Source organism: Tepidisphaeraceae bacterium (genome assembly GCA_035998445.1).
Taxonomy (GTDB): domain Bacteria; phylum Planctomycetota; class Phycisphaerae; order Tepidisphaerales; family Tepidisphaeraceae; genus DASYHQ01.
The window spans coordinates 56,679-82,765 of record DASYHQ010000052.1 but is presented as its reverse complement, the minus strand read 5'-3'; the positions used below and the strand labels follow the sequence as shown (position 1 = coordinate 82,765).

At 63.8% G+C, this 26,087-nt stretch carries 13 protein-coding genes; 5 read left to right on the top strand and 8 right to left on the bottom strand.

The genetic code is table 11. From position 1 onward, the window contains the following. Positions 1-3: 3 nt before the first annotated feature. Together VGN72_20015 and VGN72_20010 are read right to left on the bottom strand one after the other, a co-directional pair. The gene (locus VGN72_20015; GenBank protein HEV7301659.1) at positions 4-270 is read right to left on the bottom strand and encodes a bL35 family ribosomal protein; all 267 of its coding nucleotides are present in this window, start codon (positions 268-270) and stop codon (positions 4-6) included. 452 nt (positions 271-722) lie between these two features. Further along, positions 723-1,181, bottom strand: coding sequence for an ANTAR domain-containing protein (locus VGN72_20010; protein HEV7301658.1), 459 nt, complete (start codon positions 1,179-1,181; stop codon positions 723-725). 567 nt (positions 1,182-1,748) lie between these two features. On the opposite strand from VGN72_20010, the gene VGN72_20005 reads away from it, so the two are divergent. Further along, entirely contained in the window at positions 1,749-3,632 is a 1,884-nt protein-coding gene (locus VGN72_20005; GenBank protein ID HEV7301657.1) for a HEAT repeat domain-containing protein, read from the top strand. Positions 3,633-3,811: 179 nt separating this feature from the next. Here the strand turns inward: VGN72_20005 and VGN72_20000 are convergent, their stop codons facing one another. Beyond that, positions 3,812-4,087 (bottom strand): NifU N-terminal domain-containing protein, encoded by a 276-nt coding sequence (locus tag VGN72_20000; protein ID HEV7301656.1) that lies wholly within the window; start codon positions 4,085-4,087, stop codon positions 3,812-3,814. Positions 4,088-4,353: 266 nt separating this feature from the next. Between VGN72_20000 and VGN72_19995 the strand changes: the two genes are divergently transcribed. Beyond that, complete coding sequence (locus VGN72_19995) at positions 4,354-6,291, top strand: glycosyltransferase family 39 protein (protein ID HEV7301655.1); 1,938 nt, start codon at positions 4,354-4,356, stop codon at positions 6,289-6,291. A 570-nt stretch (positions 6,292-6,861) separates the two neighbouring features. Here the strand turns inward: VGN72_19995 and VGN72_19990 are convergent. Genes VGN72_19990 through VGN72_19980 form a run of 3 tightly spaced genes read right to left on the bottom strand, consistent with a single transcriptional unit; the run spans position 6,862 to position 17,771 of the window. Beyond that, positions 6,862-11,904: a hypothetical protein gene (locus VGN72_19990; GenBank protein ID HEV7301654.1), complete on the bottom strand. Its 5,043-nt coding sequence runs from the start codon at positions 11,902-11,904 to the stop codon at positions 6,862-6,864. Next, the gene (locus VGN72_19985; GenBank protein ID HEV7301653.1) at positions 11,897-13,711 is read right to left on the bottom strand and encodes a hypothetical protein; all 1,815 of its coding nucleotides are present in this window, start codon (positions 13,709-13,711) and stop codon (positions 11,897-11,899) included. Before VGN72_19985 ends, VGN72_19990 begins: the two co-directional genes overlap by 8 nt. Then, positions 13,704-17,771 carry an NERD domain-containing protein kinase family protein gene (locus VGN72_19980; protein HEV7301652.1) on the bottom strand — a complete coding sequence of 1,356 codons (4,068 nt, stop codon included), beginning with the start codon at positions 17,769-17,771 and terminating at the stop codon, positions 13,704-13,706. Before VGN72_19980 ends, VGN72_19985 begins: the two co-directional genes overlap by 8 nt. 623 nt (positions 17,772-18,394) lie before the next feature. On the opposite strand from VGN72_19980, the gene VGN72_19975 reads away from it, so the two are divergent. The 3 genes from VGN72_19975 to VGN72_19965 are packed head-to-tail and all read left to right on the top strand — an operon-like array spanning position 18,395 to position 22,899. Further along, entirely contained in the window at positions 18,395-19,054 is a 660-nt protein-coding gene (locus VGN72_19975; GenBank protein HEV7301651.1) for a MerR family transcriptional regulator, read from the top strand. Between the two features lie 15 nt (positions 19,055-19,069). Then, on the top strand, positions 19,070-22,225 hold the full coding sequence (locus tag VGN72_19970; GenBank protein ID HEV7301650.1) for an N-6 DNA methylase: 3,156 nt from the start codon (positions 19,070-19,072) through the stop codon (positions 22,223-22,225). Further along, positions 22,222-22,899 (top strand): hypothetical protein, encoded by a 678-nt coding sequence (locus VGN72_19965; protein HEV7301649.1) that lies wholly within the window; start codon positions 22,222-22,224, stop codon positions 22,897-22,899. The genes VGN72_19970 and VGN72_19965 overlap by 4 nt, the downstream gene beginning before the upstream one ends. A gap of 1,266 nt (positions 22,900-24,165) precedes the next feature. Here VGN72_19965 and VGN72_19960 read toward each other — a convergent pair. Then, a complete protein-coding gene (locus tag VGN72_19960) occupies positions 24,166-24,831 on the bottom strand; it encodes a hypothetical protein (protein ID HEV7301648.1) in 666 nt (221 codons plus the stop codon). Beyond that, a complete protein-coding gene (locus tag VGN72_19955; protein ID HEV7301647.1) occupies positions 24,794-25,912 on the bottom strand; it encodes a hypothetical protein in 1,119 nt (372 codons plus the stop codon). Before VGN72_19955 ends, VGN72_19960 begins: the two co-directional genes overlap by 38 nt. Between the last annotated feature and the right edge of the window lie 175 nt (positions 25,913-26,087).

The window sequence follows — 26,087 nt, the reverse complement described above, 5'->3', positions numbered from 1 at the left end:
TGATTACTCAGTGACCGGCTGGGCGTTGGCCGCGATCTCGCGCTCGGCGGCGATCTTGGCGGGCTTCAACCTGCTGATGCCCATGAACTTGCGCATGCCGCGGGCCAGGCTCTCGGCCAGCACGGCCGGACGGCCGAGGCGACGCTTGAGGCTGCCGGTGCGGCCGGAACGCAAGTGCGAGTTCATCGTGTGGCTGTGCTTCAGCTTGCCCGTCTTCGTCACACGGAACCGCTTGGCAACGCTCTTGCTCGGCTTGAACTTGTAAGCCATTTGAATCCTTCGTCAAAAGAAAAGCACCCCCGACCGCAGGGTCGAGGGGGCGAGGATGGTAACAAGGTACTGGGAAAGTGTAAAGCGCTGGGGAACGGCTCTGACAGGCGGGCCGGCCACAGCGCGTGGGCTGGAAGCGCCGGCAGCCTGTCCTTCCTTATCGCCCACCACGCTTAACCCCCGCCAATCACCTATTTCAGCAGTTCCAGCCTAAAGGTTAGCGGACAAAACCTCCGCGCAATGCGCGATCTGTCATCCCGAGGCGAGCGATAGCGACCCGATGGATCTCCCATGGCCCGTACCGTCAGTCAGTCGAGATTCCTCAGGTCGCTACCGCTCCCTTCGGGATGACATCGGTGAATGGTCGTGCAACAGGGTTTTGTCCGCTAGCCTTTAACCCTCCCATTGGGATGACAGGTGCGCGCGATCCGACAGAGTTTTGTCCGCTAGCCCTAATTCATTTGATTCGGCGACGGCATCGAGTCACCGACCAGAATCTCATCCGACTCGATGATGCGCCTCGCCAGTTCCGCTATGGCGATTCGGCGGTTCTGGCTTTCCTGCTGCAGGCGCTTGTGAGCGGTGGGCTCGTCGAGGTTCAGGCGTCGCATGAAAATCGCCTTGGCGCGCTCGACGAGCTTGCGCGTCTCGATCATCTGCGAGAGCATGTTCTTCTCGGTGGTCAGCGATTCCAGCTGATCGAACCAGCGAACCGCCAGTTCCACCTGGGTCGCGATTGCCTCGGGCGTCGCCGGCCCGCTTAGCCAGCCACCGACACCATTCTCAAACGCGGCCCGGGCCGTTTCGAAGTGGTCTGGTCCGATGCAAACGATCGGCCGCTTGCGGATGCGAAGCAGGTCAGGAATGCAACTGGCCTGGTCGGCCACCCGAAGCACGACGGCGTCGGGCACGCCGCTTCGATAGGCTTCAACGACGTCGCCAAGCGTTGCTGTCGAAATTCTCCATCCGGTCAAGGTCCCCAAGGCGTCGCAGACGGAACGGTCCGCCGATAGCACCATTACGTGCCGTTGCTCATTCATGATGTCGCTCCCCCGCGGCCCCAGATGTGACAAGAAGGGCGGCGGCTGAACAAAACGCAGACGAAGTGTCTCTGCTATTATGAACTACAAACGCTGACGCGTGGTGTTCATTCCGATTTTTCTTAGACGATGCGCGGTACAATGCCAAAAGGCATGTTCATGCGACGGCGTCTCATCATCATCGGCAGTACGGCGTGCATTGCCTCGGCGTGCGTGACGGTCGGCGTGTGGCATTTCTTACAATCGCAACCCTCACCTGCGCCCCGGACAGTCGAAGTTGATCCCGTTGTGCAAGTCACCACGCGCCCCGCGACGCAACCTGCCGCTACGAAACCGAGCGCGCCGGCGACCTATTTGGAGGTTGCGCGAACGATTGACGATCGCATCACGCAAAGCGAACCCTTGCCGATCCCGCTTGACCTCTCCGAAGCGGCGCACGTGCAATTACCACACTCGGCATACATCTGCGGCCGAGGTGATCTGTGGATCACCCACCCCGATGCGCCCGAGACGCCCGCGGTGCTGCAGAAGGCTTACGACCAGCAGACCCACCTGGTCCGCGAGACGATCGAATTCATCTGGTGGCGCCGCGACGACGACGGCCGGTTCAACCCGTGGATCGCGACGCGCACCGCCGCCGGTTACGAGTGGATCACGCCCACCAAACGCCTGCCGATGCCGACCGACGCGACGCTCGACTGGCGGCGAGCCATCTTCTGGACCGACGACGCGATCATCGTCCCCACCGCTACCGGCGTCGCGATCGTGCGCATGACGCCGGAGCCCGTCGTCGAAGCGATCACCCTCCTCGCGCCAAGCGCAGAGACCACGCCGCTGCAGCGCCCGCAGTTCGCCACCGATGGACAAGGCGTGCTGGCGTGGGTTCCCGCAAGCGGGGATGTTGCGCCGGGCACCGGCGTTGCGCGTTACATCGACGGCAAGTGGAGCATGCTCGATGAAAGCGCCTGGCCGGCGAGCGTCGTGCAACTGGTTCCGTTGATCGACGGCAGCGTGCTGCGCATCACCACGGACGGGGCGAAGATGACGCTGTCGCTCGTGCCGCTGTCGGCCAACGCGGTCGACGAGGCACGCGTGACGGCGCTGGTCGAACAGCTCAGCGAGCCCGACCCCCGCACCCGGGCCGCGGCGTTCACCGAGCTGACCCGCTTCGGTCCCGGCGCATGGCCCGTGCTGGAACGGCTGCGCGACGAGCAACCGCCGGAAGCGCGACTGCGCATCGGCCAGTTGCTGCGCGACCGCGCCGAGCCGTCGCTTGGGGGCATGACCGTGGTGGATGGCGAGATGCGCGTCGTGTCGCGCGATCGCACGGGTGGCGTGGTCTTCTATTCCGATAAGGGCGTCTCCGTGCCAAACGCGGCCGGTGGGTCGGACGTCGTCTCGCCGGCCTGGATCTCGGTTCGTCCCGGTCGCGCGCCCGAGCTGCTGCCCGAGGCGATGATTGCCGACCTGCGGCCCGATCGCCACGTACCCGAGGCGTACAACAACGACTGGCTCGTCACCGATTCCGTGAACGGCCCGCGCCGGTATATCGGCCGGCGGTTGACGCCCCTGTTGCGCAAGGACGAGCGCGAATTCGATCGGTTGATCGGCATCGACGCGCGCGGTCGATGGGTGTTCGGGCGATCAACCGCCAACAACTCGGCCACGCGCCCCGCAGACGCTGGCGCGTTGATCATCGACCCGACCTTGCCCGACCCCACGCCCCGCCTGCCCGGCTGGACCATCGCCAATACCCGCGCCGCCGGCTGGACCAAGGAGGGTTGGCCAGCGGTGGATGTCGATGGCAAACACTACAGCCTGCACGAGCGCAGCTGGCAACGGTTGGACCTCAAGAAGGACCCCCTGACGGTCATTCAACCCCCGTCGCCCACGACTGCCCCCGCCCCGCTGACGACGAAGGGCGAAACGTCCTACTTCGACGGCGTCACGGCGATTACGGTGCGCACGGCGAAGGGCGCCGAGACATCGCTCCCCCTGCCCGCCGAGGCCCAAGGTACGCCCCCCGCTTATCTCGCAGCGGTGAACGACGACGTGCTGATGCTGATGAATACGCCGGGCCGAATCGTCCGCCTGAAGCGCACGCCCGCGGCCACCGCAGAAAGCAGCCCAACGCTTGAGGTCGGTGGCATCTTCACCCGCAAGGTGCCCAACGGCACCATCCGCCGATTCTGGATCGACCCCGCCGGCCGCCTGTGTGTCGCCCACGACGAAGCGGCGTTAACCGTCTTCTTCCCCGCCGGCGTCATCCCCCCACCGATTCGCAGGATGATGCCAATCGACGAGCTTGTGGATGAAGAATAAGCCTGAGCTCGCTATGCGACCATGCCGATTTAATCGAAATTGCGAGAGGGAAGCGCAAAAAAGAGCCCCGTACGCGTGGGTGTAACGTACGGGGCAGGAGGGAAGAAAATCGGAAACAATTCTAGGAGGCGTATTCTGCCGTGGACCTTCAAAATCTCAAAATAATTGTGTATCGCGCGTCAATCGACTTGCTTCAGAACCTTCTTCACCTTCGGGGTAATATCGGCCCAACGCGCGTCAGAACTTTTGTTGATCGTGACGAAATCCCCCAACATGAACACGCTGTTCACGCCCGGAACCTCGAATAATCTGCAGGCGATCGGATGATCTTGCCCCGCGGCCGCCTCGAGGAAACTAGTAGGCTGGGCCACGATCTGGCGATCCAAAATGAACTTGAACGCGTTCGGGTTCGGCGTAGCCTGTACTTCTTGCACCGCAAATCCCACCGCATCCACCTCTTATTCCCCAGTATACCTCTCCCCCCGCCCACCGCCACGGAGCGGCACAAAAATTTTGGAAGGTGTCTCCAAAAACCGCCCGAACGGTATGCCACCACCGATTTTGAGGTAGCTGCCCAAATCACCCCCACCCGGCTCAGCCTTGGATCACGCATCACGTCGCCGCACAATAGACCGGTTCGCTTTGCGTCGCCGACGTGCATGGGTAAAGTCATCCGCGACTTACGACAGAACGCGACATCCCGCTGGGAGCCGCCTCGGCCATGACACGTGCCACGCAACTGTCACCGTCGTCGATCCAATCGCCTGCGCCCTCGTTGCCATGGCTCCAGCGTGTCAGGCGTGGCCAGCGGGCTCTCTCTCCTCGCTGGCGATCGGCCGGGCACTACGCGCTGTTGCTCCTCATCACGCTAGTCGGCGGCTCGCTGAGATTTTACGACCTGTCGGTGCCCCCGCTCTGGCGCGACGAGGCGTTCACCTATTGGCGCGTGTGCGGCACGTACCGCGAGATGCTCGACATCCTGCGGTTCGACGGCTTCATGCCGCTTCACTACGAGCTGTACTTCCTCATCAGCCGACACGTGCCGATGACGCCCACGGCGATGCGGTTCGTGCCGGCGTTGGCGGGGACGCTGACGATCCCGGCGATCTACTGGGTCGCGCGACAGCTGTTGACGCCGCGCGTCGCCCTCCTGGCCGCCACGATGGCGGCGGGGTCGGCGTTCTTCATGTACTACGCGCGCGACGCGAAGATGTACTCGCACTTCTGGCTCTGTTGCACGCTCAGCATGGGCGGCCTGCTCTGGTGGCTGCGCACCCGAAGCTGCACCGCCTGGCTCTCGTGGATCGCCGCCTCCCTGGCAATGCTCGGGCTGCACGCGCTGGGCCTGATCGTGATCGGCCTGCAACTGTTGATCTTCTTGACGCACCGCCGGGCGGGCTTGCAACCGGCGATGCTGCTCTTCGTCGGTATCGGCATCATCGTCAGTGGCATCGGGCCCTACGCCGCCGCCTTCAACCGATGGCAGGAACGGATCGAGCAGGACGGATGGCAGCGCAGCAGCGGGCTCGCGTGGATCGACGCGCAGATCAGTGGCGACAGCAGCGCGGACCTGCTGGAGTTCGCGCTGGTGCAACAGGTGTTCACCGGGAACCGCCGCGAGCAACGCATCGACGATCCGGAGCTGAGCGCGGGCCTGCGTGCCGTGCGCTGGTGTGCGATCGGACTGCCGATCGCCGGGTTGTTTCCGTGGCCATCGCGGCGCCGAAAGCGTGCACCGGCACGCGAGCGGGGCTGGCGAACCACGCTGTGGCTCGGCGCGTGGATCGTCGTGCCGGTGTACGCGTTCTACTGCATCTCCGTGCCGGACTTCGCCTGGCCCGGCGAAGCGATACGTGCAGTATGGCACCAGTGGATCTGGCCGTGGGCGATTCCGCTGTCCATCGCAGCGGTCGCGGGCTTCTTCTGTTGCAGCCCAAGCTGGCGCGGTCGATTTGCCAAGGTCGGCCAGCTCCTGCTGGTCGCGGCGGCATTGTGGCTGCTGTGTGTGGCGCTCGCCGCCGCGGTCGAGGATCGGCCGCGACAGCCGATCTGGATGACGCGGTACTTCAGCATGATGTTCCCGGCACTGCTGATCGCGATCGCGGCGCTGCTCAACCGGTTGCCCGGGCCGCTCGCGTGGCTCGGCGTCGGCCTGTTCATCGCGGCGAACGCGCCGCACTTCCCGAGCACGTGGATTGACCCCAAACCCGGCGCGCCACTGGCCGCTTTGGCTCGCGACGTCGCGGCGGCGCAGGGCGACCGTTCCCTGCGAACCTACACGCTGCAGCCGCAATCCTGGCGCTTCGCGCAGCACGCCACGTTTAGCACGCCCGAGAGCCGGTATTACCTGTTCCGTGCCACCGGCCGTCAGACCACGCCGCGCGATTTTTTGACCGGCGACATCAGCGCCTGGTGCGTTGTCGGCGCCAACGCGTCGATGACAAGGATCGCCCGAGACGTACGCAACGATCGCTCGATCGAACGGGTCATCGTCTGGGAGGAATCGTCGCCGTCTCTACACCTCGCTATGCAGGACATGCCACTGGCGGGCTTCGCGCTCGTGTCCAATTCGTCCGTCCCCTTCAGCCCCATGTCCGGCGCAGCCGACAGCGGCGCGCCCTGGGCGCGTCGGGAGTACGCGCGGATCGAAGCGCCCTAGGTCGACTGCAAGTCGACGGAGTGGATCTCATCTAACTGCCGATCGGACTTTGCTTGCGATCGCGGCACGTACTCGCTTCTCCGGCTCGCAAAGGCGCGACGGAACTTGGCAACCCGCTCATGTGGTTGCCAAAGTTCGCCAAATTGACGGGGTGGACACGCGAAGAGGCACCTGACGCGGATTCGCGTTAAGTGCCTATTTCTGCTGTCCTTTTGGGAAAACTGCACTCGGTAGGGCTCGAACCTACAACCCTCGGTTCCGAAGTCGGATTTTCTGCTTGACAGCGTATCAACAGAAAGGGCTGAAATCACCCATTTCTCCGTAGATCCTGCCGATTCCGGTCGTTTCAACTGATAGCGATCAGGAGTCCTGATGTGATATGCAATCGGATATTGATCTGATATGCGAAGTGCGAGCAGGTAATGTGATACGCTGCAGAAGCAGGCGATGCCGACACCGACCCCGGTGTGTAAGCGCACGAGCATGGCCGGTGCAGGTCACAGTAGACCCGCCACCGTACCAGCTGTTGATGGTCGATTGAAACCCAACCTTGAGTGAATCAAGCCGACGCTACTCTCCGGGTTTGAGCGCCACACACACGGGACGCTTCTTCCCCTCCGCGAAGAACAACGCTTCGTATTTCGATAGGGCCTTCAGTCGATCGGCCGTGTGGCTCTTGAGCTCGGCTTCTACGCAGTGCCTAGCGATGGTTTTCGCGTCGTTCTCGGTCACCCGGAGGGACAGGTAATTCGCTACCGCGCTGTAAAGCGAGTCGTCGAAGTCGCGGGCCTCTTGGCTGGCAAGAACCAGCGATATGCCGTACTTCCGGCACTCCTTTGCCATGGTCGGGAGGAGCCGAAGCTTGCTCGCCCGGTGCGCCTCGTCGAAGATCACCGCGTGCGTGAGGCGACCCTGAGGCCCCCGCCGGAACATATCCTTGTAGATACCGTATAGGATCAGCGACGCGAACGCCCGTTGGATCAGCTCGTTCTGGTTCGCGTGGATCTGCACGACAGCCGGCGCGACGTCGTCCAGCAGCCGCCGCCCGTCCCCGGTGCCGGAGAAGACGCCGTAGTCGTCGAGTTCCCCCAGCCTGGCGAGCAGGCCTCGGTCCGGCTTCTCCTCTGACTTGAGGCGCAGGTAAAAGTCTCGGAAGCTCGGCGTGGCGCTGCCAGGCCCCCCCGGTCCCCAGCCTAGTGCCTCGTAGCTCTCCTTGATCGCCGTCCGAAGCTTACCCGTCTGGATGTCCCCCATTTCGGGGAAGATCGCAGAGAAGATGTCCCGCATCATCCCCGCGTTGTCGACGTACGCGGTCGGCCGCGCGTCGCCTACCCTTAGCGGATTAAACCCGAGCGTCCCGTGGTCGAGGAACCGGACGCCGTCCAGCGACTCGGCGAGCTTCTCGTCCAGATCTTGGTGGTAGCTGAACACGACGGGCGTCACACCAGCCGCGGCGAACTGGCGACAGATGTTGACGAGGCACGTCGTCTTGCCCATGCCCGGCAGCCCGACCACCATTAGGTGCGGGTTCGATCGGATGCTGACGGGCCAGACGACGGGATCGCCGGCTGGCAGCCGGTCCCCCAGTACGACCTCGAGCGCCGCAGGCGTGGGGTCATCGCCCTTGGGCTGTACGATAGCCGCTGGTGTCGGGTGCACGGCGGGTAATTCGCCCGCGGGTGGCGGCAAAACGCCCGCACCCTGCGACTCGGGTGCCGACGGTTCCTTGGCACTCACGCTCGATTCGAGCACGACTTTGGCGCATTCGATCACCGTGGCGGGGCCGTCTGTCGGCCGGGTCTGAGGGCGCGCGGGCTCCCGGGTGCCGCCCGCCAACTCCGGTAGCACGTTCGGGCCAAAGACAAAGACCCTGCACTGTGCCCCGTCGCCGACGGGCAGTTCTTTTGGAACGTCACTCGCGAATTCGGGGCAGAAGATGTAGCCCCGGTTTGGCAGGGGCTGGGCCGCGATCGCGTAACCTGAACCAGTGCGGACCATCTTGTCGATCTCCGCGACGAGCCGCTGGTGGGCCTCGTCCGACAGGTCGTGACGCCTCGCTTTGTCGGCATAGAAGCGTATCGCCCGCGCCAGCCGGCCCCGCCTGAGGTTCTGCGTAAGCTCGGGCAGGCTGGGGTCGAAGTACCAGTCCTGCCACCGGCGGGCCGTGCCCGTCGCCTGCGCGACGACGTCGCGGACGAGGCCTGGATCCCCGGCGTCGCCGAGGTGTCGCCGATACTTGACCTCCACGAAGCACAGCCGCAGTCCCCCGCGCCCCGCGGCCGTCACGAATAGCAGGTCAGCGCGGTAGTTCACGTCCTGGTCGTCCCCCTGGCCATTGCGCCGGGCGGCCACCGGGTGCAGGTCGCGGACGTCGTCGAGCGGCACGAAGAACCCCTGCTGGACCCCTAGCCAGTCGTCGGACCCGGGCTCGGCCCGAAGGCAGTTTGCGTAAACGGCGGCAAGGGCGACGAGTTCGCCGGCTGCCGCGTTACGATTTGTCAGGCGGATCGCAAGCCGACCGCTCAGGGCTTTTAACTGGGAGAGTAGAAACCGGCAGTTGCTCGGGTTGCTGCTCAGGCCCATTTGGCCGAGTGTCTCGTTAAGCAGGTCCTGTACCTCGTCGACCCGCACGGTGGACGTGATAAGCTGTAGGTTGCCCAGGTCGTCCCGCTCTGGAACGCAGTCGATCACGTAGGTGTCGTAGACCGCTCCCGCCTCGTGCGGCGAGTCGAAGTACTCGACGCCCGCGTTACGGTCGACAGTGACGACCCAATCGCTCAGGTGGTGCAGGCGGGTCAGCGCAGCCCGGCGCTCTGGCGATAGTCTCGTGACGAGCGCCGGCCACGCGCCGGCGTCGCCCCCTCGGTGGGCGGCGACGGCCTGCAGGACGACCCGTTGGAGTCGCAGCATGCGGTCGGTGAGCACTTTCCCAGCGGGGTGCTTCTCGCCGTCGATGAGCGGCGGCTGGAACGAGACCCACGTCGGCGTTGGGGTGAAGGTCCACCGTCGCTCCGGCTGCGCGACGAGGCCATAGGCCTGTGCGGGCCGGGGGGCTTGGCCTTCGAGGACAATGGCCTCGACGCGGGACTCGAACGTGTCGAATGCGACCGCGAGGTGTGCCGCCCGGTCGGGCAGCGCCTGCTCGCGTTTGGCCCACCGTAGGCGAGGCAAGCTGATCCCGCCCTCGCAGACCATACTCTCGAGCATCCACCGGTCGCGCGGATCCAGACCGCCCGCACCGCTCCGGCGGCGCTCCACGACCTCGGTGAAGAATCTGCCGGTCTGGCCGCGCTCGACCTCGGCAGTAAAGAGCTCCACTACGAACCCGAGCTGCCGAACGTCGGCGGCAGCAGCATCGCTGTCGTCGACGAGGCCGCCTGGCTCGGCTACCTTCCCCAGCGCCCGCCCCAAGGTCATCCCATCTCCCGGCCGCAGGGCGTGGACGTGCAGGAGTCGGCGGATGCTGTGGTGGTCGACGTATTTACGGACCTCCCGCGCTAGCACTTCTGCCGCCTGCGCCCCGACCGAAGGCGCAAGCTCCGGCTGGTCCTTGGCCAGGCACGCCGCAATCTGCGAGATCGCCGCCTTCGGCTCGTTGTCGTCGTCGCGCACCATCGCCACCGCGTGGAAGCCGAGCGTATCGCCGAACACGAAGCTGTACCCCGGCGCAAGCCCTGGAAGCAGCGATGGAAAGTGGGCGGAGTCCAGCGTCGCGAGGACGTCGCGTACGTCGGCCGCAGGCGTGTTAGATTCGTACCGGGCGTGCCTGGCGAGCTGGTCGTAGGCCATGTGCCAGGACACGCGGAGCGGGTGCGTCGGGAGGACCACTAGGCCGATGGTGCGGCCGGAGAGGGACTGCACCTCCACCGTGTGCGAGAGCGACGCCTCCGGCCGCGCCTTGTCGAGCGCGGCCGACCACGCGTTAACGTACTCCTCGGTCGCCGCCACCTGGCCGCAGTACACCTTGGCCACCGCCCCGGGACCTCGCATTACGTCGTCGCAGAACCGCTTCGAGGCCTTTCTCAGGCGGTCGAAGAGGTCTTCTGGACAGAACGCGGGCTCCAGTTCGACGAAGGTCGGACCGCCCACGGGAGATCCGTCCGCCCGCACGCGAACCACCCAACGCCCGACCGACTCAGGGTTCAACGCCCACGACTCCTCCACCGCCTTCAGCAATGGCGGTCGGGGCACCTTGAAGCCGCCACGCCCGGGCTGGGGCCGGTACAGGACATAACCCTTCTTGTCTTCTGAGAAGAGTTCGGCGGGCTCTTTCGAGCAGGCATCATCGAACGCGGCCGCATCGAGTAGCGTTATCGCGCCCTCGACTGCCGCGCGGACGGGCTTTCCGGCACCGGCGGTAATGCCCTTTGACGGCACTTCTTGGCCGAAGTAGAGCAGGAACTCGTCCGACTCGGCCGGCTCTACGCCTTCCGCGCCGACTGCGGTGATCCGCACGCGAGCCTCGAACCGCGCGTCCTCATCGAGGTCGTTGAAATCCTCGTTCGTGAACACGATCCGCTGCGGGCTCCGCTCCGCATGGCTAACGGTCTTCTCAGCTAGCTCGTCTTCGCCGGCCAGAACGGTGACGCGATACTCGACTGTCGATCGCCCCAGTTCCACCGGCTGCGTGTTCCACCGGATCTCCAGCCGGGACAGCTGCTTCGCGGTAGCTGCGTCGGGGTCCATCACAAAGTGAGGCAGACCCTCACCGTGGTCGATCAGGCCACACCACTTCCCAACCGAACCGTTCTTGCCGCGCCAGGTCACCCACTGGATGGCCTGTAGTCGGCCGCCTGCGGTCGCGAGTCGGACCTCGTTCAACCATAGCTCGGCGTGCCCCTCCAATTCCCGCACCGCGTCGTCTAGCGGTCTCGATGCGGCGTCGCGGACGAATCGCTCCAGGGTGGCGCGAGTCTGGGGGCTCAGGTCGTCCAACATCAACGCATCAATCCGGGCTTGTGGCGACCGGCCTCCGGGGCCTCCTAGAAGCAGCTTCTCGACCATCACCGCGGAGAGCCCAAGGTCGTCCTGATTCGGCTTGTTGCCCAGTTTGATCGGCCAAAGACCGAGGCGGGCAAGTGACTGGCCGATGTCGGCGGTACTGAGGGCGCAGCGGGTGAGGAAATCAAACTCACGCCACGGGGATACCCCGCGACGCCCCCCGAGGCGACTGGCGTAGCGGACCGCGGTCCGGGCGAAGCTCGTCCAGCCGTGTTTGATCGACTTGGCGGCGACCTTCCCGGCCTCGTCGAAGAGCTCGGCCTCCTTGATCTCGCGGCTCGCGTTGTAGATGCCGTCCATCCCCGCCCCTGCCGCGGACGGGTCGACCAGGAGGAGGAGTGGCACGTCCCCCTTATCCTCCCGCAGTTCGACGGCCAAGTCGGCCGTGATGTACCGCCTCGCAGGGTCAGCGCTTTCCACGACTGCTCGGATGTCCCACCCGGCGACCTGAAACGCTGGGGTGCCACAGAGCCCCTCTATGACCTCTCGGCTGAGGCAGCGTACGAACGTTACGGTCCCCCGAGTGGGGTCCCCCAACAGCCTGGCGAACGCCTCCGCCATGAACTTTGCGTGGGCTTCGAGAATGATGTCGTCGGCACGTTGTTCACTCATGGTCACCCCCCGCGGGCTGGAATCGCGGTTTAAGTCGTTTCATGGATTCGGCGTCGTTTACCCCGACCAGGACGCCGAGGTCGCGTAGCCTCCGCTCCAGGATCTGGCGGTTGCGCAGCAATAGCTCTTGCGATATGCTCATGCCCGGCGGGGCGACGTCAATGTGGAATCCGTACCGGTCCCGCAGGACCGCCACAAAGTCTGAAAGCGACACCTGCCGTACCTTGACGGAGCCGCCTGCCACGGATTTGCACAGGTGTCGGTGGACGAGGTAATCCAACGCAGTGTTCGACAAGACGATTGAGTGCACTTCCTCAGTCCGACGGCTGGACCCGGCCGAGCGGGCGGCCACGCGGCGGGATCGGGCGATGCCGTGCTCCTCGTTGAGCATCAAACAGCTATCCAGAGCCGTACGCAGTTGCTGACGTTGCAGCTTATCTCCCATCAACAGCGTCAGCGCCTCCGCAAGCCGCCAAGCTGGATTCGGCTGCGCAGTGCTTCGCAGGACGTCGGATGCCACTTGTCCGATGCCCTTCTCGTCCAACTTCTCTGCTAGCACATCGCACTTTTCGGAGAGGTCATTGAGGACGGATTCAGACCTCGCATGGCGGTCGTGTACTATCTCGCCGAGCAAGTTTACCCACTCGGTAGCGTCCGGTCGTGGCTCGGGCGTTACTTGCTTCAAATGCCGATCAAACCGGGCACGGTAACCTAGGATGCGTAAGCACATGAGGATCACCGGCATGTTTGCCACATGCCGGAAACACTCCTCGGTCGACGTCTCCGACACGCGCCTCAGGTCGGGGTCGGCCGAGTTTGAGCAGTCGACAAACAATGGCCAGGCTTGCTGTTCGTCACGGCCGGGCACACGACCCGTGCGCTGCCAAGTTTCCAGCAGGCCGAGAGTTGAAAGCATCAGGTTTGTTAGACCGATTCCCATGCTGACCTCGAGCATGGGTAACAGCGACCGTCGCGGTACTGAGCGACCGTAGCCGGAGATAAAAAGCCGGAGGCCATCGCGCAATTCGTCGGCCGCGCGTCGTGCGAGCGGGTGCTGATTGGGGATTTCGGGCCCGCTGCTGCGGGCGCCTGCGCGAAGCTTTTCTGGAGCTCCCTTGCATGCCAGCGCGGCTCGGATGGTGAGCAGCTGATCGACGCCGACAAAGGCCGATTCGTCGAAGCGATCGGCGGTGAGATTGGACGCTAATCCATCAAGAATGAGCCCCTTGCCCAACAGGTCTAGCAGCAAGTTCTTCTCCAGCCCGACGCCGACTGGAAACCGTGTCTTGCCGTTATCACCGATCGTGATCTGGGTCCCGTTTTTCTGATTCGCCAGCAGCGACGTTAGCATCTCCGGCACATTGCGGAGGTTGGCAATGCTGTCTGGCAGATCAATCCATGATGCAAAGTAGTGCGTGGGGAACACTCGCTGCACCTGCTCGCGACGCCCCAACTTGTGCTTCGAATTTTCCAAGCAGAATGCCAGCAGGAGGTCGCCCAGAATGGCCCGAGCGGAATCGGACGTGAAGCCGGCGAAGTATTGTTCGTCCCCGACCAATTTGTGGGCGACATCATCGATTGTGGGCCTTTCCCCCTGGGCACGCCGGAATGTCTCCGCGAAACCGCCACGCCCGCGGCGGTGTCCCCATCGCGCCATATAGAGCATCGCTGGAAGCACAGCCCCGATCCTGAAATCTTGAAGCGTGAAAGGCAAAGCGAACCCGTAATTTGCCGTCCAGACTTCAGCCGTCATCGCCGGCGTGAGCGTGTCCTGTACCGCCTCCCGTTCGTCCGAGACCTTAGGCATTTGCTTGCTTCTCCCGTGGCTCTGGGACCAATTCTAGTCGCTGTACATCATTGTGGTGCGCGGGCCGCACCTCGTACACCCGGTCTTCTTCAATCGGCGTCCAAACATTTATTGAACGCTCATCCTCCTGTGCGATCCGTTGCGTAAAGATCGACAGGTTCGCGAACGTGTCGTCGCTTCTCGCGTCCGCAATCTGGTAGCCGTCCCGGAGTTCCATTAGCAGGTGGAACAGGTCGCTGTTGAGCAGAAGCACCTCGGTCCGACCATCGGTACCCGCATAGTGATAGATCAGGCGGAGGTGCCGGTGTAGCGTTTCTAACCCCTTCGTGTGCACAAAAGGCTCGGTCAGTAGCTCGAAACGGTCGAGGGGCTTTTCCACCCAGAACGCGCTCTCGACCGGCGTGCGGGGAGAGACCTTCAAGGGGACTCGCCCAGTGCGTCGAAGCACCAACGGCGGCAGGTCCTCAAGGCGGGAGATACCCGCGCACAGATCGCGGCAGAGTGCTGCCCGCTGTTCCGGAGTCATGAACGCTACATCGCGGAAGGTCGAGAGATACCGGCCGTTATGTAGTCCGAGCGAACGTAGGTCATTCGTTACTTGGGCGACACGCCCGTCCGTCCACTCGAAGTAAGCGCGGCGGCGCGCGGATGCTAGCTCCTGGGTCGACGGCTGCCGTCCGGACGACCGTGCCAATGTCTCCAGCTTCAGTTGTCGGTCGATCTGCGGTTGAGCTTCGAGCGCCGGGTCGAGAAGCGAGAGGTCACGGAGCACGCCGCCCTGGCGACGCGGCGACAGCGGCCAGAACGCCATATCCGGGTAGTGCGGGAGGTCCGGGTTGTCGTGGATCTCCGTACAGTAATGGGTCCCGAAGAAGATGTAGCTGAGCGTGCCCCGCAGCTCGCGTGCGGTAATATGGACTTCGCCCCGCTGGTGGACCGCTTGTAGCGCAGCGTAGGTACGCCGCCGCACAAGGTCGTGAGCGAACCCCTCCCGACCGGTCAACCGGTCCACCGACTGTTTGACGGGGCAGTGAAATTTAGCACTGCAGGTGGTGCACGGCGACCACAATTGGTCCGCCGCGCCGCCGCCCAGCATCTTGTCGAGCAGCCGGTCAAGGAACGCGTGCGACACTCCGTTGCCGTCTGAGCCGCCGACGAGCGAACGCACATTGAGATCGATGAACCGGAGACCGTCCGCCTCGTCCACCCCTTCCTTCTCCAATACGGCCCTCAGTCGCCCTGTCAGCCAGGTCTCTCGGTTTCCGCGACGCCCTTCGTAGCTCTCCAGCCACTCCAGCAGTCGGCCGTCGTTCACTGCCAGAAGGTGGCACACGTCGTCGGATGGAGGGCCGGACTGGAACGGCTCGAACAGCTCGTCCAGCAATTCGTCTGCGTTCCGCCCGTCGTACGCTGCCGACCCATCGAGGTTCGCCCTTACCCGCAGTCCATCCGCTAGTACCCCGTCCCTTAGCCGCTGTGAACTGGGCTCATGGCCGAGCCCGAGCCGATTAAGGATGTGCTGTAGCATGGCGGTCTTGCCGTCGCCCGCGTTGCCGCACAGCACCACAAGACGGGCCTGCCGTGCATGGATCTCCTCCAACAACACAGCGTCGAGCGGCGTCTCGACATACGTCTGTGCGGCGAAATCCGAGTCGAGCCCCCGCGTCTCGACGTTTCCGTAGCGGCCCCCTGGGTATGTCTGGAGCAACTGCTTGAGCCAGGGGACCTCGTTGGGCCGCAGTACGGTCATGTCGACCGGCGGGCGCGGCGGTAGCCCGGTTGACTCCCTCGAGCCCAAGTTCGCGCCGCCGCTCGGTGTGCCGCCGTTACCGTCGGTGGCGATCGCGGTGGCGTCGGGCGTGGGCAAGGCTTGTTCGAGCGTTGCTGAGCCAATCAAAGCCGGCACGCCAATAACCGGCGTAAGACGGTCCCGCAGCCATGCCCGTGCCGCCATCGCGTTTGCGAAGCGTTGTTCGGCCGCGGGCGCGGTCGCCTTGTCGACAAAATCCGCGAACGTCGCCCAGGCCTCCCGGTCGATGCCGGCCCAACACGCGCCTCGCTCTGGGAGGTTTGCCCCCGCATGCTCAAAAGCGGACCGGTCGAACGTGACGCGGAAGAGCGACGCCGCCAGTGAGAAAAGGTCGTCCGACGGTCGGGCGGGGCTGCCGACTTGAACGCCGGGAGGGACGAACGACGGCGTCCCTGCTGTCCACCGCGCCTCCCCTTCGCGGCACACCGTGTCGTAGTCCGTTAGAACCACCCGCCCCTTATTTAGAAGGATGTTCTTCGGCGATACGTCACCGTGCACCAGCCCGACCTGGTGCAATCGAGCGAGCCCGTCGCACAAAACGTCACACCAACCGAGCACCATGGCCTCAGCCCCCATCTGGTGTTCCTCGGCGTACGGATCGACGTAGCCCGCCCACTCCCCAAGGTGCTGCCCCTCGATCCACTTCATCACCGCGACGAATCGGTCGGCTTCCCATTCGGCCGCGGTCGCGAAGACCAGCGCCAGTGACGGGTGGTCACTGAGCGGCTTGACCCGTTTATAGGCGCGCAGCGCGCAGGCTGCAGGGTCGCCCTCATAGATCACCTTTGCAACGAACGACCCGAAGTCCTCGTTGTTCCGGCGGTCGACCTCGACAACCCTGAACGTCGTGCCGAAGCCGCCGGAACCGAGTTTGGATTCGATCCGGTAGTCTTGGCCGGCGAACCCGACGATCTGGCCTTCGCTCCAGAAACGGGCAGGCGGAACGGGGACCTCAACCCGCTCGCCGGCTGCCAAGGCCAGCTCGCGCTGCGCATCCGCCGCCGTTGGACGCGCAGCTGGGTCATCGGCCATCGCCCGGCCGAGGACGTCGTTGGCCGCATTGCCTATCGGGTCGGCTGCCGACCGCAAGACCGTTGCCAGCGAGGCGGCGAGCGAAAAGACGTCAGACCGGCGGTCCGCGAGCGCGAGCGAGCTGCTTCGGAGTTCCGGCGCTCGGAACGGATCGGTGCTAGGGCTCGCTGTCGGAGACACGGTGACGCTGTCCGGGACCTTTGCTAGGTGCAGCCCGGTCAGGAGCGGCCGGCCGTCCCCCTGCACGAGGAGTGTCTGCGGGCTAATGTTGCGGTGGACGAGCCCGAGCTGCAGCAGCTCAGCCAACGCCCGGAAGCTCTCGGCCGCGAACTTCGTCCGCTGCGCCGTCGTCCACGTCTCGTCCTTCGCCCGCTCTGACAGAGAGGGCGCGCTCGGGTCGGCCATCGTGAAGTAGTACAGCTCGCCCGGGTACTCGGGCACCTCGCGGAAGGTGTCCATGACCCGTGGCACATACGGCGACACTTGGAATTGCTGGAGCAGTTCCGACTCGCGCCGTGCGATCCGTTCTGCGTTCTCGCCGTCGTGGGCCGAGAGGTCGTACAGGTGTACGAACACGGGCTTCCGTCGAGATGCGTCGCGGCCGCGGTAGACACGGTGAAAGCGATCGTCCTTCGGCGTGAGTAGCACCATCTCGGCGACGCCGGCCAGTCGGCTGACTTCACCCGTAAGCGCGGCCTTAGTCCGCGGCTCTATCGCCTTCACGAACTGATCGATCGTCACGTCGGCGATCATCGCCGGCCCGCCGACGTTCAGCATCTGCTGCCATTCGGACTGGACGAAGAACGTGCTCTGGGCGACCATCGGCCGCCGCTTGCCGCCGAGGGCTTCCCTCTCCTTCGTTAGTAGGAATGTCCCGCCGAGGAACCCGTAGTCGGGGTCGATCCTTCGCACGGCGGTGATGATCTTCTGCACCTTCGAGTGCAGCTTCTCGGCTTCCCGTTGCACGACATCTTTGCGCTCGTTAAGGAACGCGCGGTCCCAGTGCTTCGTCTCGATGACGAACAAGCCCGGGGTGCCGACGGCGACGATGTCGATCTCCGAGGGCATGGCTCGTTCGTCAACCGAATAGAGCACGTTGGTTAGGAGCACCCACCGCTCCACGGCTTGGTGCGCCCGCATTCTCTTGAGAAGATTTTCAAGTGCTGCTCGTTCACTCTCGTTCGCGTACGGGCCGCAAGGAATGTGATCGACTTTCATAACTCCCCGTCTATGGACGATGCGCTCGATGTGTCATCCGTCTGCCCGTTCCCCACATGCCGATACTCTCGCTGGTCGGGCTGTTCTCTATATCGCGACCCGTTATGGACGACCGCCCAAGCAAACCGATCAGCGGGATGTCCTCTTGTACGTGCGATTCACAAGAGGTGTCAGTTTAGAGATCCAAACTACTGGTGCAAAAAATACACGGTCCTTTGTTGGTACGCGAGCCGTTCACTCATGAAGAACCTATATTCTTCGACTCAGGCACTGGGTGTTTAAGGTGCAGATCGGCTGCCCCTCGGAGGCAAGCCACGGCTCGCCACCACTTTGATCCTGATCTCATTTCTTTTTTCCGCTCGTCGTCCTTTTTCTTGTCACTGGACTTCACCAAAGCCTGACCTCCGGATTCGCAGCCCACAGATGGTGCCAGCTTAAGCCTGGCCGCGGACAACCTGAGCCCCTACTCTCAGAAATTTGTCCGGACATGGGTCTGTCATGGGCCCGTGTGGCGCAGTAGCTTGTTTTACTCGATCTAGGATGAACTACACTGGTGTTTTTCAACTTGAGGCCGGACCTCCCTAAAGGTAGTATCGGAGCGCCGTATCTTACGGAGGGAGCAGATGATGGTCTCGCAGCAGTTGACGACGGCGACGGTGTCGAGTCTGACCGGGGCAAGCCTGCGCATGCTCGATTACTGGGCGCGCACGAAGCTGCTGCCGCCCTCGGGGCAGGACGCGCAGGGGAAAGGGTCGCGCCGTCTTTACACGTTCCAGGACGTGGTCGCGATCCTAACGGTCTGCAAGCTGCGGGAGCGGAAATGTCCCCTTCAGCAGATTCGCACCGCAATCCGGTACCTGAAGGCGAACTACCCGGACTCGACCCCCTCGGAGACACTGTCGCGGCTGACGCTGATCACGGACGGAAAGGACGTCTATCTGCTTACCGACGAGCAGCAGGTCATGAACATAGTAATGAAGCAGTGGGTCTGGAGCGTTCCGCTCGGGCTGCTGATCACTGAAGCCAGCCGCAAGGTGGAGTCGCTGCCTCAGGAGTGGTGCGAGACGGTGAAGGTGAACCGGCAGCCCTTCCGGCTGCTGGTGAGCGCCGACGCTGAGGAAGGCGGTTACGTCGCCGAATGCAGGGATCTGCCGGGTGTCCTGCAGCGCGCGCCTAGCCCGGTCGAAGCCGTCCAAGCTGCAAAAGAAGCCATCGCCTCGCTGCTCGACTACCGGGAACGCCGGCAGCGGCACGCCCGCGGGGCGAGCGGCGCGGTCGCCTGATGGAGAGCAGCCGCAATGGCCCGACCAGACCTCCTCCAGCAACTCGGCTTCGAGCGCTCTCCGCACTTTCTGCGCGCGGGCGATTCCGCCCTCGAAACTGCGCCCGCCTATGGGCACGTCTTCAGGCGTGCGAAAGCCGAGCCCGGGCTCCTGGGCGTCTACACCCTGCGGCCCGCCAAGGCTACGGCCAACACGCCCTCGATCCCGGCGATTTACCTATGCCGAGTTGCGTCCGAGGCGCAGGCCGACCGGGCGCACCGGCTGGTTTGGAACCAGGACGTCGTGCCGTTTGTGATTGTGGAGACCCCGAGAGGCTACCGGCTCTATTCCGGCTTTGACTATGACCGCCGTCCCGATCGGCAAGCGAAGAACTTGCTTCGGGAATTCAACTCCGCCTCGGACTTGGCGCAGTCTGGCTTCCACGCTGACGCGATCGATGATGGCATGCTGTGGCGTCGCTGGGGGCGCGAGGTGCGGCCGGAATCGCGGGTGGACTGGCGTCTGCTCGGGAACCTACGGACCCTCGACCGGTGGCTTCAGAAACGCGGGCTGAAGTCCGAGGTGTCGCATGCCCTGATCGGCAAGTACGTCTATCTTTATTACCTTCGGCACCGGAAGATTCTCTCCGAACGCAAGCTGGAGGCGTGGGGCATCCGGGAGCGGGCCGTGTTCGGCCGTGAGGCAACCTCTGCGGGCCTGCAGGCCGTGACGGACCGTTTGGACGAGTGGCTGAATGGCGGCGTGTTTCCGCTCTCATTCGGCCGCCCCGACTCGCCTAGCGACGACCACGTAGCCCACGTCGCTGCGACCTTCGCCGGGGATGAGCCGGCCGATGGCGACGACTGGCAGCTGCATCTAGACTTTCAGGCCTACGACTTCTCGTACATTCCGATCGAGACGCTGTCGGTCGTGTATGAGCAGTTCCTGCATGCCCCATTGGCAGGTGAACGGTCCCGGGGCCGCGAGGCGGGTGCCTACTACACGCCGATCCCGGTCGTGAACTTCATGCTCGCCGAAATGGAAGATCGCAGGCCCCTGGATCGTGGGGTGAAGGTGCTAGACCCCTCGTGCGGCTCGGGCGCCTTTCTTGTCCAGTGCTATCGTCGGCTGATTGAGAAGGAATATCCTGCGACCGGAACGCAGCCCCGTCCGGTGCAGCTCCGCGAGCTAATGCAGCGGAGCATCTTCGGCGTGGACCGCGATCCCGACGCGTGCAGCGTGACCGAACTGTCGCTCGTGATGACTCTGCTCGATTACTGCGACCCGCCCGATCTTGAGGACGGGACACGGTTCAAGCTGCCTTCGCTGCGCGGCGAGAACATCATCGAGGAGAACTTCTTCTCGTCGGACCGGAGCTGCTGGGAATTGTTGGGGCGGCGGCGGTTCGACTGGGTTGTCGGCAATCCGCCTTGGAAGCGGCTCAACGTGGACAATCTCAGTGCGGACGATGAGCCGGTCGGGGCGTGGCTGCGAGGGCAGGGACAACGCGGCACGCCCGTGGGTTCCAACCAAGTCGCGCAGGCCTTTACTTGGGAGGTCGGGCGGTTCCTTGCCGAGGACGGACACGCAGGACTGCTGCTGCCGGCATCGACGCTGTTCGATGAGTTCTCCGCCGATTTCCGGCGCAGTTTCTTCCGCAAGTTTCGTGTCAGTTCCGTCGCAAACTTTTCGAATCTGGCTGAAGTGCTGTTCGCGGGCCGTTCCCGCGTCCCCGCCGCGGCCTTGTTCTACTCAAAGAGAGAGAAGCCGCTAGAGGTGGCAGATGTCGAGCATGTGAGCACCTACTCGCCGCTTGTGGCCAATCAGGAACCGACGCGTCCCGTCGTCGAGAATAAGCGGAACGAAACGTGGGCACTGGCGTTAAATGCGAGCGAGATCCGGGACGTGCCGCTGGCGGAGGTGCTCACCGGCAGCGCCCTGCCGTGGAAGCTGGCGAGTTGGGGAAGCCACCTCGACCGGCGCCTGCTGGAGCGTGTCGCGGCCCGGTACGGCACCTTCCGTGATCTGGAGCGCGACGGGCGCCTTGTCCTGGCCGAGGGCCCGCAACTCCGGCCGCACTCGGGGCCAGGTCGCGAACGATGCGAGGAGGTGGTCGGCCGGCAGGTGCTCGACACCGACGCGCTGGCGCGTCTGCGGCGAATCTTCGTGTTCCCGCCGCATGCCCTGCAAGAGAACACCGATTTTTACCTGCGGCTGCGGGGCGGCCGCAGGGGTCTGACCGTTTGCGGGCCGCCGCACGTGATCGTCAGTGCGGCGCGGAACTTCGCGGTGTACACGGCCGACTATTTGATAGTGCCGCCGCGTCAGGTGGGAATCACAAGCCCCGGCGATGACGAGCTGCTGCTGAAGGCGGTGGCGCTCTATCTCAATTCCGACTTCGCCGTCTATCAACAGTTCCTGACATCATCGGAGCTGGGCGTGAAGCGGCCTCGAGCGAGCTTGGACTCGCTCCGCGGGATGCCAACACCTATCGCGGAACTCTCTCGGACGGCGCTGGAGGGCTGGGCGGCCCTGCATGACCGGCTGGCCCGCGCCTCGGCACGGCAGATGGCGCGCGATGCGGGCGGCGATCCGACGCTCTTCGACACGGCGGTGATGGCGCAGCAGCAGCAGCAGCCGCCGGAGGACCTGGAGCGGCTGCTTGAAGAGTTGAACCGACTTGTCGGTGACGTCCTCGGCTTCCGCACCCGTGAACGGGCTCTGGTCGAGGACCTGGTTCAGATCCGGCTCCAACTCGATGACGGTAAGCTCGGCCGTCCTGCCGTGGAGCCGCCGACCTCTGTCCATTTGAAGCGTTACGCCAAACGGCTGAAGGCCGAGCTGGACGGGTTCATCGGCGACGAACTTCCCAAGCGGTACGACGTGGACATCATTTTCGATGCCCACACCGGCATGATCCAGCTGACGCTCGTGAAGGCCGACCAGCCGAACGAGATCAGGCTGTACGCCGCAGATGACGACACGGCGGCCGAGCTTCAGAAGACGAGGCAGCGGCTTCGCCGCAAGCACGCGCAATGGGTGTATTTCGACCGGAACCTTCAGATTTTCGAGGGCCGGCACACGCTGCTGTTCAAGCCAATGCAACGTTTCCACTGGACTGAGAGCCAGGCAATGTTCGACGCGGCGGAGGTCATCTCGCGCACGCTCGCTTACCAGGGGGCAGGCCGGTGATCGACCCGAGCGTTCGAGGCCAGGACGAAGTCGACGCCGCGGACGCGGCCGAGATTCGCCAGGTGTTTGTCACCCGCGTTCACCAAGTGCTGCAGGAGGGCTACAACCGCCTCGACGCCGCCGCACATTCCGGCACGCCCGAACCCGCGATCACCGGGCGGCTGGTCGAGGCGATGGAGTCCTTCCTCAACGACGCGGTCGCCCCAGACTGGGCGGAGTATTTCAGCGTGCACGACGATCCACCGGTGAATGACGGCAAACGGTTTGGCAAGGACCGCAACCGAATTGACATCAAGGTGCGCGCGTCGCGCCCGCGGCCGGGCACGATCTTTTCGTTCGAAGCCAAGCGGTTGGCCCGTGGTTACACCGTCTCGAAATATCTCGGACCTGAGGGCCTGGGCTGCATCCTCTGCGGGACTTACGCCCGCGACGAGGATGAGGCCGGAATGATCGGTTACGTCCAGGACGATGATGCGGCCTACTGGGCGGGCGAGATCAAAGCGACAATTGAGGCGGACCCGGTGGCGCACGAGGTGGACGCCGCGGACTGGTGGAAGCCGCATACCTTTGGCAATGGTCCTCGACACGTGTTCGTATCGATCCATGAGCGGAAGGCCGTCGGACGGCCGGTGACAATCTATCACTCGCTGCTGATCTTCACGGCCGCGCCGTAGCAACCGTGTGAGGCCGAACCCGCCGCACTCATGACCACTTCCAGAGAGATGTGCGAGGCCGACGCTCTGCACTGGCCTTAAACGGTCGGAGAGGTCTAACTATGCTCCGCCGCTTGACCATCGACCAGGCCTCGCGACAGTTGCCCCGGTTCCCGGTCAGCCGCCAGATCTTCCCGTCGTAGATCTGGAACGTGACGCCTTCTGGTCCTCGATCACGGCGGCGGCGATCCGAGAGTCGAGGTACTCCTCCGCCTTGTCGTCGGTGGGCACATCGTGGAAGACGCCACGCCTTCTCGATCAGGCGGGGGCCCCCGCGCAGCCTCGTGTGGTAGTAGTGACCAGGAGCCACCCCGGCGACGGCTGAGACGCGGGGGAACGTTTGTAACTAAATGCAGGGTGCACGATATATTCACCCTCGTGTCATAGTCCTGCCTGCATGGCGGCTGGAGCCGCGACCAAGTATGCGAGCACCCCAGCGTCATTCATCACCGCGCGCAGAAACAAGCACCGCCACGAGTTCACACCTCGAAGACCCCGTTCCACGAACTCTTCTTCCGCCAAGGCAGCCTGAACGTCTAGCGGCCCCACGTGCCCTGACGCCATCCGTCGCACATACGTTCGTCGGAGCGCGCGAAACCAATGCGCGAACTCAATGCGAAGCGCCTCGGTTACACGGAGGCGTGAGAAGTGTGACTCGCACGTCCGGCGGTCGTCCTGCCCAACCCCTGGTCCATCGAAATCGAATTCAAACAGGGGTACATCGAACCCGAGAACCGCATCGGGACGAATGGTGACGCGGACGTACTCGCCTCCCAAGAAGTTGTCGATGTACGGATGCAGGAAGTATCTCACGCCAGTTCCATCCCACGTGTACTCCTCTTTATTGCGGTTACAGTCGCCGCAGCATGGGATGAGATTCGGTGCGAAAAGGCTGAACTCCGGGAAATTCACCCGGGGCAGGACATGATCAAGCGTCTGCGGCGGCCCAGGCTTCCCGCAATAGGGGCAGCCGTCGGGAGAGACCGCACGGACCGCTTTGCGCACCTCCTCTGCGCGCTCGGTTTACTCTCGTACAGACCGTGTAACATGGCGTCTCGCGCCTGCACCGTGGCCGACGCGGGTGGCAGCGGCCGGAGCTGTGGGGCGGCCGCCTCATATTCACGAAACCGCTCCGCAAGCGCGTCAAGGAAGGCCCGATCCCGCAAAGTGGGACGGCGCTGAGCGAGGATGCGGGCATGGCTGCCCGGCTCGCGAACCCCTGGCCGGTCAAGCTTGCGCATCGTTGCCTGCCTGCTCCACGTTGTCGCGATCCCGCTGCCGTCGCTGCTCCAACTCCTCAGCGACGGCGTTTCTGAGGTAAGTCAAGCTCTCGGTATTAAGCGTTCGGCCATACTCCGCTCGAAGCCGATCGAAGTCCGGGTCGTGGCCGATCAATCCACGCAGCCACCCCTCGAAGGCTTTCGGCGCAGTCAGATTGCCAAAGACGAGATCCGCTATGGCCGTGACGTCGGCACCGAACGTCTCGATGGGCGGTGGCGCAACGACAGGCCGGGCTCCGTCACCCACGGCGAATATTCGTACTAGGCGTGCTGGAACCTCACGAGCGACGAACACCGAATGAGTTGCGACAATAGCGTACGATTCGAAAACTTGGAGCAGGGCGTTCAACATCCTCAAGTAGGCGGTCTCAAGATTCGGATGCAGGTACAGCTCCGGCTCGTCGATCAGCACCAGCGAGTTCCGCTCGACCCCGGCAATGACGCCAAAGGCCATGAACAGGAACATCGCTTGACCTGCGCTGAAGTGACGAACCAAACCTCCCGCCATGAACGCTATGCGACCCGGGATGGAGCCGCTCTCCACCACATTTATTGTCGCAGTACGGTCCGCTTCCTCACCCGCCGACATCGAAATACAAGGTTCCATCAGCATCCACTATCGTATGGGCCGCTAGAAAAGGCGGGAGCGCGGCGTCGCGCTTCAGCTCCACTAACACGCCCACCTTTTCTGCTCTCAAAGCCTCCCCGAGAACCCTTACGAGCGATGCGAACTTGGGGCGACGGTGCGACGGGACCTGCTGGACGTCGTCCCGCAGGATCTTCGCCAGCGCCTCCGAAGTGTGTCGCCACGCAACTTCCTCACCCGAAGCGTCCCGACCGGCGCGGAATCCGCAGTAGGTGTAGCGGGCGTCGGCAGTAAAGCCGGGCCCTGCAGCGACGCCCGGCGCGGCCTTTAGCGGGAACCGCTCAAATGGGCTAAACGAGACGGCTACTAGGCGGGCAAAGTTCGCTGGGGCAGGTGCGGCAGCGCTTGGCGGCTCCGCGAGGTAGCGCTCCACGATCGCGTACAGTGATCGCGTCTTTCCAGTACCGTTAGGGCCAATCAGTACGCTGACGTTTGGTGGTCCGCTCGGGTCGGGGTCGAAGCGGAACTGGATAGCGTGATCCGCAGCAAATTGTGGGACGCGGTATGTCAAAGTGAAATTGAACCGGTCGGGCGCGAGCTCGCTGCTGAATAGAATCTGACGAGCCTGTCCGTAGGCCGACAATTCTTCGGTTCCGCGCAACAGTGACGTCCGGAATGCGTTGCCTGATCTGAGCGAAAGATCCGGGGAATGAGGAGTGCGATGCTCCAGATAAACGACATCATGCAACGCCGCCAGGACGGCATCCCGATCCTCTTGGATTGGCAGCAACTCGTTCAGGCGTTTGTAGTATTCAAGGCTGGTACCTAGGGAAAGAAACGGCCGGTTACCGAGATCAATTCTCCTTCCTCCTGGCGTTGCCGGCGGTGCACCATCTAGAACATCGCTCGTTGTTTGCTCCTTCCCAGCAATAAGTCGAATCCCGCCCAACTCTTTCTGCCCGCCGGGAGTGAGCAGATAGACGCCGAAGCTCGACTTGAAGCTGCGGTCGTCCCAATTGTCCTTCGTGAGTACGAGAACGGGTCCGGCGGCCGCCGACACCCCTTTCGGGTAGCGGCTAGGGACGTAAACCACCTCAGGTATGGGCATGGGCGGAGGTTAATGGATCGGTGCGGACGCCACAATATCTATGCGGAGTACATGGCACGTCTACGCCCGTGGATTTGGGGTGACGCCGCCGATGAAAGAAATCCGTCCATCTCGCATCGTGCCTGCGGCGCATTGGCGTGCCCAATGCTTGGCAACGTTTGCCCGTTCCGTCACA